A 12,265-nucleotide genomic window follows, 5' to 3' on the forward strand; every position below is an offset into this window, starting at 1 on the left:
CCTCCCGATCTTTGAACTTTTGTTTTGCCCTGCCCTGAGTAGGCTGATCACTCCTCAACAATCAAGGATGATTGGCCATGTCTCTCTCTGCCCTGCCTGCGGAAAACGCGGACAAAGGACGGCACTACGAATTCATCAAGTCCGCCGTCAACAACACCTTCAAAATCGCCACCGCCAACCGGGTTCTCGCACTGGCAGCCGCGCCGCTGAAAGTTGAACCCTGGTACACCGATGCGCCTCCGGCGTATCTGAGCAAACTCGATGCGGCCAACCTCAAGGCCTGGGATTCACAGAATCAGGTTGACCACCTGCTGGCGAAAACCGATCTCTATGCCTTTGCCGAGCCTCTGCTCAAGGCCAGAATCAAGGAGCGGCACGGCATCGAGCCGGACGTCAAAAACACCTTTCTGCGCCTGTACCTGCCCAAGGAACAGCCGTGGTACGCCATTGATACTTCCGGCGGCATCGTGACCCACACCGTCTCACTGCTGGATGCCGCCCTGCACAACTTTGCCAGCAGTGAAACGGTCGGTCATGGCTCTGACTACATCAGCCGGCCCGATGAACGTGGTCTGTTCGATATCGTGCCGATCAAAAGCGCCATGCCCATCAGCCAGTTTCAGACGCTGTGCCGCGATCTGGATATCGGTGCACAGTTCAAAAAACACCTGGAAAGCTACCTGCTGCCCGGCGAACCGCTGGCCGAGAGCGTGCTGCAGTACAAGGTGAACGAGAGTCAGAAGGACGCCCTCGCCGTCGCCGCGCATGTGGCGCTGATCAAGGAAGATATCCAGTACGACGCCTACAAAATGCTCTTGAGCCTGGCCGGCGACAAACCGCAACTGCTGCTCAATGGCCGCTCGATGCAGTGCTCTGACCTGTCGCTGCTCGGCACCCGGCTGACCGGGGTCCTGGTGTTGACACACACAGTATCGGACAGCCGCGGGATTCGACGCCTGATCGTCTACATTCCCCACGACCCGGATCACCCGCTCAAGGAGTACAGCTCTCTGAAAGCCTTCCGCGATGAATTGGTGCGCCAGTTTCGCGAGGACCGATACAGCGAGTCGACCCAACTGACCTACCGCCAGTTCTTCAGTCAGTTCGTCGACCACCAGCAGCGCGGGCTCTTCCTTGCCGAGCTTGAGCAACGCCTGTTCATTGTCAGGTATCACCCGCGTCAGGATCCCACCGACCAGCGGCCGGCGTGGCGCAAGGACCCGCGGGACAACCCCAACCTGCAGTTCGGCAGGGTGAAATTACAGGGCGATTACTGGCGCCACGCCTATCAGCAAAAGCTCAACAAAATCCTCAACGACAGCCGGGAAATCGCCGTCTCCACCGCCGACACCGACAGCAACGCACGCTGGGCCTGGTGGGACAACTTCAAGAAAATCGTGTCCGACATCTTCAATGTTGCGCTGATGATCGCTACCCCGTTCGTCCCCGGGCTGGGTGAATTGATGATGGCCTACACGGCCTATCAGCTCACCACCGAAGTCGTCGAAGGCCTGGTGGATCTGGCCGAAGGCCTCTGGCAGGAAGTGGCCGAGCATGTGATCGGCGTGGTGACCGACCTGATTCAACTGGCGGCATTCAGCGCCGGTGCGCAGATCGGTGAGGTCTTCAAGATCAAACTGTCGCCGCTGGTAGAAGGCATGAAACCGGTGCGGTTGCCTGACGGCAAACCGGCGCTGTGGCATCCGGACCTGACGCCTTATGAACAGAAAAGACTCAACCTGCCGGCCACTGCGCAACCCGACAACCATGGCCTGCATCAACAAGGCAGCGACAGCCTCCTGCCGCTGGAGGGCAAGCTTTACCGCATCGAAAAAGCCTCGCCGCACCCGGAGTCGCGCACCCACCGGATCAAACATCCCGATCGCGTCAACGCCTATCGACCGACCCTGGAACATAACGAACACGGCGCATGGCTGCACGAAGCCGAGCATCCGAGCGAATGGTCGGACATCCGTCTGATGCAGCGCATGGGTTATAAGGTCGAGCGTTTTTCGCCTGCGCAACTGGAACAGATCCGCATCAGCAGTGGCACCGAACACCAGGAACTGCGCCGGATGCACAGCGACCACAGCCCGCCGCCGCCCCTGTTGGCCGATGCGATCAATCGCTTCACCGCGTATGACAACACGCAGATCGCCATCGAGCGTATTCGCACCGGCCAGCCCATTGATCCGCAATCCGCCTGGTTTGAAACCATCGCCACCGCGATACCCGGCTGGCCGCCGGAGCGGGCCATTCAAGTCGAACATGATCCGCTGCAATGGAACGGCCCCACGCACAAGTACGGCAACCCCGGTGCAACCGACGCCGATACCCTGACCATCAGCCACCACGACCTCGTTGCCGGCCGGTTGCCCGAACGCCTCGTGACCTTTCTCGATGACACCGAAATGCATAAACTCCTCGGTCGTGACGTGCCCGCCGCCGACCGTCCCCAGGCGTTGCGCAACGTGCTGGCCGATGCCGTCCGGCAGCGTCAGGGCGAAGTGTCCGAGTACCTGTATCGCTTCGGTGAACGCTCCAGAAAAGTCGACGTCCGCGTGCTGCGACGGCGCTTTCCTGATTTGCCGCTGCCGCTGGCCGAAAAGCTCCTGAGCCAGGCCAGGGCCACCGACCTGCGGCGTATTGCCGACGAATCGCATCTACCCCTGGGCCTCAAGGCACGAGCCCGGGAACTGGATTTCGAAGCCGCCGCCGCCCGCGCCTACGACGGCTTTTACCACGACGAAAAGATGCTGCCGGACACCGAGCGGCTGGCGTTGAATACCCTCAGATTTTACAGCGACACGTTTTCCGAGCTGCGCATCGAAGTGCGCGACGGCACCCGTGACGGACCGTTGCGCTGCAGTGCCGGGCCACAGGATGCCGTCATGGTGCGACAACTGATCAGGCATCAGTTCGGTCAGTACGAAGTGCTGGACGGTAACGGCCGCTCCCTGCATGAGCCGGGTGATTTTTTTCGCGCCCTGCTCAACGCCCTGCCCGATCAACAACGCACGGCACTGGGTTACACCCGTAATCAAGGGCGGTTGTTGAAAGACTGGATCATGGAAAAATCCGCCCCCCCCGCCGAACGGCGCACCTTGCTTGCGCAGCCACCGATTCGTCCGGTGGTGCCCCTGGAAACCCAGATCCTGCTGCGTGGCTGGCCGCGCTTCTGGAGAGAAAATACCCCTGAAGAGCGGCTCCAGAAGCTGTACCCGAAAATGAACGAGCGAGAGCTGAAAGCCTTTCTCAATGCCTTGCAAAACAAAGGTGATCCCGGCGCAGCCATCACACGACTGGAAAGCGACCTTGAGCATTTGCGCAAGACCCTGCAAAGCTGGCGAGACAGCTATCCACCCGAGATGGACAACTACGGAGAACCCATCCCAGGCGTATCAACGGACTACTTGCACAACGGCGGGAAGAAAATCGGGGACGCATTGATGGACTGCTTCAAGCGCGAAGGCAAGATTTTCGGTGAGCGCAGCAGCCACCCTGACCAGGGCTACACACTGGACCTGTCCTCTGATTTTCCCGGTCCGAATCTGGATCGCCACTGGCAGAAACTGCGCCAGCGTCCCGGAATCGACCTGCACCTTGCCCGGATCCGTGCGTTGAAACTCGACAACGCGCGTTTTTCCGCCGGTGCCGACGGCTTGCTGGACAGCTTCCCGCACCTGCACCAACTCAGCGCCCGCCAGTGCGCACTGACAGACATGCCACCCGCCATCGGCCGGATGCGAGAACTGCGCGACCTGGATCTGGCCGACAACAATATTGCCTCTCCCGAGAGCATCAGCGAGCTGACCCGACTGGAAACCCTCAATCTGAACGGCAATCCCTTGCGTCGTGCGCCCGATGTCGGGCAGATGAATCGGTTGCACGAATTGAGTCTGGCCAACACTCGGCTCGAAGACTGGCCCGAGGGGTTGTTCAAGGTCGGTGCGCAGGACAAACCCCGCCCACGGCGATTCCTGCTGGACATGCGCGACACCCCGATCAGGCATCTGCCCGAAGTCACCCCGGGATCCGTGCAGGCCTTCATTCTCAGCCGGGCACGCTTCGATCGGTCCAGATTGGCCGCCGATGACGTCGCCCGACTGGAGGGCTACCGCCAATCCACGGGTTTCGCGCGCCAGCAAGCCTTCGAGCCGGCCGCCGCTGACGAGCTCCGCTATTGGAAACAATTTCCCGACGATCGCCAGGCTTTCGGCCCGTCGCAAGCATTCCAAAAGTACCGCGAGGAGTCTTGGCATGACCTGAGGGCGGAACCCGAATCCGAAGGTTTTTTCAGTGTCATCCGCCATCAACGCCTGAGCAAGGATTACCGCGACGAGCGCTCCCGGCGCCGTCTGACCAAGCGGGTCTGGGACATGATCGAAGCCGCAGCACTTGATACGCCACTGCGCGAAAAGTTGTTCAAACAGATTGTGTCACCGGACGATTGCGGGGATCTCGGTGCCCAGCTGTTCAACTCCTTGGGCATGAAAGTGCTGGTGTCCAAAGCCTACGAAGAGTCGCACACGCCAGAGGAGCTGGACACTCGCCTGGTACGCCTGGCCCGCAGTGCTGCCCGGCTGCAGCGCGTCAGCGAGGCCGCCAAAAAAGAGGTCAAACTACAGACGCAGCAGAATCTGACTAACCCGGACTATCCGGCGCCGGACGAAGTGGAAGTTCATCTGGCGTACGAGACCGGACTGGCCCAGCGCCTAGATTTGCCCTGGCAATCCGACGGCATGCTGTATCAGCCTCGCTCGGGGGTAGACCAGCAGAAAATCAATGCTGCCCATGACACCATCATCAAGCGTGAGGAAGGTGACGGGCTGGTCAACGCCATGATCGAACTGAACAGCGATTCGTTCTGGGAGCGCCATTTGCGCGCGACCCATCCGGATCGCTATACCGCCAGCGACCAACTGGCAGTGGACAAGCTGTCATGGCTCGATGAGCTACGTGATGCGCAAGCGCAATGGGCGAAAGAAACCGATGTGACGCGACTGAACCCACTGGCGAAAAGGATGACGACACTGGCGAATGATCTGGGGCTCGACGAGAAGGACATCTTCAGTGGCGAAGCCATGAGTCAGGCAGATTACGACGCCCGTTTGAACGACATCGCCTACTCCCGCAACGACCTGTCCCGCCAGTTGACCCGCGAAGCCCTGACCCGGGCCGGCCTCTGAACCACACCGTGAACCGGCCCGCTACAGGGGCCGGTGACCTTCAACCCACCTCGGAATCCCAGATGACCGTGACATTGCCCGAGTACTGTCGGGCGGTGCCGGGCTGGATCATTTCGTCCACCGCGTCCCGTGCGACCTCGAAATGCAACGTACCGACCTTGCGATCCAAATACACACCGGGCTGGAAGATATCGGAGCCGCTGACATCACGCAGCAGACGATGGCGATTGACCGGTTGGCCTGAGCTGTCGGTCAGGCCGTTGGGCAACGAAACACTGACCTCCAGCGGCGCTGCGTGCCCTGCCGTCGGCTCCCATAACGCGCAGTTATTGCCCATGGAGTACTGACATCGCAGGTTCATCCTGAAGCGACTGGACGCCGAGATATGGAACGTCTGGTCGCGAAACAGCCGCGTCGGCTTGCGCCCCTGACTCAGCCAGGTTTGCCAGCCGCCTGCGGGTTCCAGCACCACATGTTGACCTCCCGGGGGAAGGTCGACTTTCAAGGTATGCTCGACGGTCAGGGTGAAGTTCAGGCTGATCAGGCTGTCATCAGGCGACATGACATCGCCCATGTCGAAATCCCCGTGCGGCCCGACGCTATAGTTCAGCGTTCCGCGATAGACGCCGGAGGTCATTTTCAGCGGGTTGGGCGTCATCAACTGATACGAGAATCCGGTGTCCACATACGCAAAATCATAGTCCTCGTCGATCGTCACTTTCGCCTGTTTGGCGCACGTACCCGCGTCCGCCGGCACTCGCCAGAAAAAGGCGTAATAGTAGGGATTGCCATAGCCGACGCCGCCGTATTGGCAGGGCGCGGGTGCATACACCCAGCCCGTATCCCAGACGCCCTCCGGCAAAGGCTTGCTGATGCTATAAGCCGCACCAATACCATTGACACGCATTCTGACCGTTTCGCTTTCCCCCGTCTCTTCATGGATCACCGTGATATCGCGCCATGACGATGGCACCCTGAACATCGGCCCCTTGCGTTCGTCATGCAGGGCTGCAATGGGCCCCGTCGACTTGAAGCGAATGGGCAATCCGACACTGAAGACGCCGTTTTCGCAATAGGAAGGGTGGTCTCCGCAATAGCCTCCCGGTGGCGTGGTGTTCACGAACTCATTGCGCGCAGGGTTGGAAGGGTCCGGGCGGAAATTCGCCGTGATGTCCAGAGTGACCGCATTCGCCTGGGTCGCGAACAAACTCGTCAACGCAAGCGCACACGTGGCCTTGATCATCGTATTCATCTTTGGCCCCCTCATGCGCCCGGCGTCCTGGCGTTGAACAGCAACAGCACATTGCCGCTGTAATCCCCCGGGCGATAGCCGCCCGGCGGCTGGACCGGTTCGATTTCCAGCGGCACGCGCTTGCCCGTTGCCGCTTCTTCCTGCGAGACCACCTGGCGCGGCGTCATGTCTGCGCTGAGTTCTACGCCATTGAAACTGACCCGCAGCGCGATATCCTCGCCCGCCCGGCCATTGGACAAGTAGGCCGAGCTTTCCAGGCGCGCTTCGATGGCGCTGGTGTCGTGCCGCACATCGAAGTTTTTGTGCAAGCCGCCCAGGCTCGACTTGGCGTGATTCCATTCAAGCCGCTGAGGCCGGTGGATCCAGTCCGACTCTGCCGGAATGATGTAAAACGGCCGGCTGGGGACAATCAGGGACACCTCGAAGGTGTGCTCCTCACGGGCCGCCCAGACGGCGTCGGCGCTCAGACCGGCCATGGCCATCAGCGCGACGGCGGTGCATTGCTTGATCATGTTGGTTACCCGTTGCGTCAATGGAAAGCAGGCCTAGCGGCTGACAACCTTCAGGGCTTTTTTATCGGCGCCCTCGATCAGGAAGAAACGGTATTCACGGCCTTTTTCCTTATCGAAGGCAAAAGCCTTGCCGGCCAGCACGTGATGTTTGGTGGTCGCCCCGCACTCGGTTTCGTTGCTCAGCGAACAGCTCTTGAACTCGTCGATGATCACCACCGTGTTGCCGTCATTACGCAGTTCATAGCGGCTGGCGGTCTCATTGACGGACGTGGCAAAACGCGCGTCCTTGGGGCGCACGAAAAACACCGTGCCGAAGCCGGTCATCACGTTGACGCCGGCGGTGAGGGTCTTTTTATACGCATCACGTTCCTCGCCGCTGACGGCGAATTCATCTTCCTTCTCCGGCACCACCGGCACGAACCGCACACGGAAGTAGCGCTCGCGGTCACGCTCGCCCATGTACAACAAACGCGTACCCTGCATGCCCTGAGCCGGCACGATCAACCGCGCAGGACTGGCCATCAAGCCATTGCGCGAGGCGCCGTCGGCGGCGTTTTCCACGGCGACTTCCTGCGGTGTGCCGTCAGCGCCATAGATGATTTCCAGCACATTGACCTTGACGAATGCCGTGGCATCACCGCTGTTGAAGACCCGCTTCAGGTAGGTGCTCTGGCCGGCTTCCAGGTAGTCGTAAACCGTGCCGACGTTAATCTGCGGACCGGCCTGCGCCGGCAGGCAAAACACGCTGAGCAGGCCCAGCAAAAACAAGCGATTCATTATTTTCAGCTCCATGAAAGACAAAGGGTCACCCCGGACATTCAAACTTCCGAGTCCCAAATGATGGTGATACTGCCGCTGAGCGTGTCGCTCATGCCGGGGCGCAGGAGAAAGTCGATGGCGTCCTTGGGCATCTCGAAGCGCAGTGAGCCGGCCTTGCGCTCCAGATAGAGGTCGGGCTGGAAAGGCCCGGCCCAGGTGTCGAATCGCAAACGGTGCAGTTTCACATCGCCGCCGCCCGGCCCGGTGATGCCCGGCGGCAGACTGAGAAAGGTTTCAACCTCGGTGGTATTGCCCTGCGGACTGTTCAGCCGGCAGCGTGTGCCGCCGAGCGAGTTGCACAGCATCATGACTTTGAAACGCGAGGACGCAGACAGGTAGAACAGCTGATCACGATAAATCCTCGCGGGTTTGCGCCCGCTGTCGATCCAGGGTTGCCAGCCGCCTTCGGGCTCGAGCAGCACTTTGTTGCCACCCGGCGGCAGATCGACCTTGAGGGTGTGCTGCACATCCAGCACGAAGTCCAGGGTCAGGCTGCCATCGTCCGGAGTGAACAGTGGCCCGAAACTGAAATCACCGGTCGGGCCAATGCTGTACGACATCGAACCGGGTATAGAGCCCGGAAGACATGCCCAACGGATTGGGGGTACGCAGTTCGTAGGCAAAATCGACGGTATCGAAATACATCGACGGAATGGTGTACGCCGCGACCTTGGTGCACGTCGCTTCCACCGGGGCCTTCCAGAAAAACCCATAGCTTTGCGGAGTATAAGTACCCACGCCGCTGTAAAGGCAGGGCGCCGGTGCGTAAACCCAACTGTTGCTGGTCCACAATTTCCGATGGCCTTCGAGAGCGTTCTCGACCCCCACCAGGTTCGCGGCAGTGTCACTGAGGGTGAATCTGGAACCAATGCCGATGATCCGCACTTCCACCGTTTCGAATTCCTGGGTTTCTGCATTGATCACTGTCAGTGGCCGCCAGTTGGCCGGAACCTGCAACGCGATGCCCACGCCTGGCAGCAGCGCTCGCGTGGAGTCCAGCCGGATCGGCAACTGGATACTGAACATATTGTTCGACGCGCACTCCCCCGGCAGGTTGGCACAGTAGCCGCTGTTGGGCGTCTGGTTGACGAACACGTTCTTGTTCGGTTGCGCCCGGTCCGGAGTAAACAACGCCCGGATCTCCTGATTGGCCGCCTCTGCCGCCGACACGCCCAGAACCAGCCAGAGCCCCAGCCCGCCTATGGTCTTTTTCATTGCTCAACCCGCCTTCTGATCGGTGAGGCCGACATCGGCCAGGGTGTCCGGTGTGCAGCGCAGATCCCCGATCATCAACACATTGTTTTCCTGGCGATGGCTGTCGGCGTTCAGGCGGAACTGACACAGCAACTGATTGTCTTGGCGCACTTCCAGCGTCGGCGAGCCGGCATTCATCTCCATCGAGAAAAACCCGTCGACCTCGGTCACGCCACGGCTGGCATGGTTGATCACGTGGTGGCCCTTGAGCGGCCGCCCTTGCCCATCGACCAGCCGGCCGAGCACAGTCAGGGTTTTCATCACGCGGATCTTGCGGTACTCCACGCCACCCTTGTTCAGGTGATAACGCGTGCGCGCCGGAGCAATGGTGGCCGCCGGGGCATGGGTGCCCTCGAAGTCGAAACTCACCGAACTGTTCTGGTACGCCGTGATCGGGATGAAATTGCGCCCCGGCTTCAATGCCGCACTGCCGCCGCTGAAGTCGTCGGCACGCAGCACAATGTCGTCGACATCGGATTCGACATCGACAATCATCCCGGCGCCGCGCATTTCGGTCTGGCTGGTCATCAGCATTTTCTGGCCGCCGATGACCAGCGTGCTGTCGACGTTGAGACCGCCCGTGAAGTCGCCGTTGTAGGACGAACGCTGAATGAAGCCGTCGCCATTGACCGCGTCGGTACGGAAGTTCGCCAGGCTGGACATGCCGACGCCATAGGTGTCGGTGAGTGCCGTGAGCGAGACGTTCTGCAACACGTGATCCTTGAAGTCCTTGCGCCAGCCGATCGAGCCGTTGTTGTCGCGGCTGCCGTCGCGGGCCGTACGCGAGCCGATGCTGCCGGTGATCTGCTGCCCGGGCGCGCCCAGCGCCATGTTCACGCTCAGGTCGACCCCGCGGTTGCGCGCATCGCCACTGCTGTAACTGCCCGGCCGGTCGAACAGCGACAGGCGCCAACTGGCGTCGCTGCCAAATAATGTGGTGCGCTGGGTCCAGCCCAGATCCGCACCGAGGCCCTCGACGTTGCCTTCACTGTGCGACACCCGGGCGTTGATCGAGTTTTTGCTGCTGACCCGGTGATTGATCGCCAGCGACGAATTGCTGGTCTGGCCGATAAACACATTCCGCGGTCGCACGCGGGTGCCGTCCGGCAGCGTGTCGTAGGTGTTGGTGGTGTCGAGCCAACTGCGGCTGTGGCTCAACACCACACTGCCCGCTCCATAGCTGTAAAGGCTTTGCAGATCCAGACCGGTGCCGTAGTCCTCGGTCTTGTAAACGTTGGCGTACAGGCTGAGATGATTGGCCAGTGTCCAGTCGATGGACGTACCGTACTGCAGCTTTTCGCGGATCTGGCGCGCCGACAGCCCGAGAATCACCCGCGGATGCATCAGGTAGTTGACCGATGCGCCGGCCGTGGGGCTGCCACTGGACTGCGAATCCCAATTGCTCAGCAGTTTGCTTTCCTCGCCGGCAAACACGTTATAGCGCCAGCGCTCGTCGAGGTTGCGCCAGTTGCTGGGCTTGTACACCAGCTCCTGGGTAGTGGACGTGATCTGGCCGTCTTCGATCAATCGCACTTCCACTTCATAAATGCCACCGGGCAGCGGCCGGGTGTCGAGGGTCTGCAAGCCGGCCGGCACCGATTGGGTGTTGATCAGCAGGCCGTCGCGCCAGATCTCTACCGAGCCTTGGCGGTTGGCCGTGACGTAGATCGGATAGACACTGGGCAAGGGACTGTTGATCGCCAGGCTGTCGGAGCTGCCGTACATGACGCCGACTGCAGTGTCGGGACTGGTGCCAAACGTACGCGGCTGGCGGCTCAGCCCTTCGGAATTGGGGGTGAAATAGCCCAGACGAAAAAAACTGCCTTGCAGTTCGCGCTGGGTGTGCAGCTCATGGATAGAGTGATAGAGCTTGTCGTCCGGCCCGCCGAGGCGCGCCAGTTGCAGGTTCAATGTCTGGCTCCAGTTACCCAGACTGCCGCTGGCCTCCAGGCCGAAACGCCCGCCCAGGTTCTGATCCTGGCCGCCGTTGAGGTTCAGTTGATTGCGTACCATCAAGCCGTGGCTACCCTCCTCGGGCAGCTCGTGATAGCGCTTGGCTGCAAGGTCGCGCTCAGCGTTTTCGGTGAGGATGGAAACCAGAGAGTTTTCCAGGTTGTAGTGCACCGCCAGCACTTGATCCGGGCAAGAGCCGGAACAGTTGCCCAACGGCACGCCGGGCTTGAGATAGGCCGCCCATTTTTCCCGCTCGGCAGGGCCGTAGCGGTTTTCACTGGTGTCGGTAAATTCCAGCAGCGTGATGCGATCATCGCGCGACAACACCACCATGGCCTCGCCCAGCGGCTGATGATCGAGTTCGACCCGAACAGCCAGAGGCACATCAAAGAAATGCTCCTCGAAATCCGCCGGCAAGCCTTTGGCTTGGGCCAACAGACTTCGCGGCGTGGTGCCGGCGGAATCGGAAGCCACGGCTGCGCTGGCGCAAAACAGCAGCGCAAGCGCAGCCGCGATGGGTGTCATCGGGAACATGAACTCTTACTCTGATTACGAATGGGGGAAGTCCACCGGGGCAGGCAGCGCTGTCCCGGTGGTTGACGCTGGCAGAATGTCAACGTCTGTTACTGCTCACTCGATCAAGGCGTAATGATCGGAGTGACGGCATCAAAGGTCACCGCGACAACACCGGTGTAATCACCCGGTTGAAAGGTGGTACCCACGGCACTGATCTTGATAGGCGCACGGAAGTTATCGTTGGACTCTGTCTCACCAACCACTTCTTGAGGTGTAGTGGTGAGGGTTTTATTGTTGATGGTAACTTGCAGGTCGATGCTGTCAGCACCGGAAATCAGCTTCGGTGCAGTATCGACACTGGCGTGAACCGAACCGTTGTTGTTGCGCACATCGAAGAAACCATTGACTTCACCCATCCGCCCGGTGGTCGGCTGGTAACTCATGTCCTGATCCTTGTTGACCAGATCAGGGTCGGTCGGCACGACATAGAAGCCGTTGGTCGGCACATGAGCGACGATATTGATCGAGTGAGCGGCCTCACCAGCGGCGAATGCTCCCGAAGAACCCAGCGCCAGAAGAGCCAGAGGAGCAGCGATTGCGATTTTCTTGAACATCGTTCGTACCTTGTTTTCTTGATGGAAAGGAGTGGATTGAAAGTTCAGGAAGACCGCCAGGGGAGTTGGGTCAGGTCAACCTGAACTTTCAATGCCGGAACATCATCGACTGTTGCCTCTGGAAAGTAAGCAAGTAACTTCCGATAACCGCGTAGT

The 12,265-nt window shown here is 60.2% G+C and carries 6 protein-coding genes and 1 pseudogene; 1 reads left to right on the forward strand and 6 read right to left on the reverse strand.

The annotated features are described in order from the left end of the window. Window positions 1-77 precede the first annotated feature (77 nt). Window positions 78-5,189: an NEL-type E3 ubiquitin ligase domain-containing protein gene (locus tag ACXX9E_RS28095; protein ID WP_458556540.1), complete on the forward strand. Its 5,112-nt coding sequence runs from the start codon at window positions 78-80 to the stop codon at window positions 5,187-5,189. 40 nt (window positions 5,190-5,229) lie between these two features. Here the strand turns inward: ACXX9E_RS28095 and ACXX9E_RS28100 are convergent, their stop codons facing one another. The 6 genes and pseudogenes from ACXX9E_RS28100 to ACXX9E_RS28125 form a co-directional block, all read right to left on the reverse strand. After that, complete coding sequence (locus ACXX9E_RS28100; RefSeq protein WP_458556541.1) at window positions 5,230-6,441, reverse strand: hypothetical protein; 1,212 nt, start codon at window positions 6,439-6,441, stop codon at window positions 5,230-5,232. Between the two features lie 11 nt (window positions 6,442-6,452). Continuing rightward, window positions 6,453-6,953 carry a CS1 type fimbrial major subunit gene (locus ACXX9E_RS28105; RefSeq protein WP_457237898.1) on the reverse strand — a complete coding sequence of 167 codons (501 nt, stop codon included), beginning with the start codon at window positions 6,951-6,953 and terminating at the stop codon, window positions 6,453-6,455. 33 nt (window positions 6,954-6,986) lie between these two features. Next, window positions 6,987-7,730 carry a molecular chaperone gene (locus tag ACXX9E_RS28110; protein ID WP_123466121.1) on the reverse strand — a complete coding sequence of 248 codons (744 nt, stop codon included), beginning with the start codon at window positions 7,728-7,730 and terminating at the stop codon, window positions 6,987-6,989. Between the two features lie 41 nt (window positions 7,731-7,771). Next, a pseudogene (locus tag ACXX9E_RS28115) lies at window positions 7,772-8,987 on the reverse strand (hypothetical protein). A 3-nt stretch (window positions 8,988-8,990) separates the two neighbouring features. Beyond that, window positions 8,991-11,513 (reverse strand): CS1-pili formation C-terminal domain-containing protein, encoded by a 2,523-nt coding sequence (locus ACXX9E_RS28120; RefSeq protein WP_458556542.1) that lies wholly within the window; start codon window positions 11,511-11,513, stop codon window positions 8,991-8,993. Window positions 11,514-11,617: 104 nt separating this feature from the next. Then, window positions 11,618-12,109 (reverse strand): CS1 type fimbrial major subunit, encoded by a 492-nt coding sequence (locus tag ACXX9E_RS28125; protein WP_128615642.1) that lies wholly within the window; start codon window positions 12,107-12,109, stop codon window positions 11,618-11,620. Window positions 12,110-12,265: the final 156 nt, after the last annotated feature.

The organism is Pseudomonas sp. GNP014 (assembly GCF_054344005.1).

What these genes read in the sequence shown, in the direction of transcription:
- ACXX9E_RS28120 (WP_458556542.1), bottom strand. Translation starts at nt 11,513, where the DNA reads ATGTTCCCGATGACACCCATCGCGGCTGCGCTTGCGCTGCTGTTTTGC.
- ACXX9E_RS28125 (WP_128615642.1), bottom strand. Translation starts at nt 12,109, where the DNA reads ATGTTCAAGAAAATCGCAATCGCTGCTCCTCTGGCTCTTCTGGCGCTG.
- ACXX9E_RS28095 (WP_458556540.1), top strand. Translation starts at nt 78, where the DNA reads ATGTCTCTCTCTGCCCTGCCTGCGGAAAACGCGGACAAAGGACGGCAC.
- ACXX9E_RS28105 (WP_457237898.1), bottom strand. Translation starts at nt 6,953, where the DNA reads ATGATCAAGCAATGCACCGCCGTCGCGCTGATGGCCATGGCCGGTCTG.
- ACXX9E_RS28110 (WP_123466121.1), bottom strand. Translation starts at nt 7,730, where the DNA reads ATGAATCGCTTGTTTTTGCTGGGCCTGCTCAGCGTGTTTTGCCTGCCG.
- ACXX9E_RS28100 (WP_458556541.1), bottom strand. Translation starts at nt 6,441, where the DNA reads ATGAATACGATGATCAAGGCCACGTGTGCGCTTGCGTTGACGAGTTTG.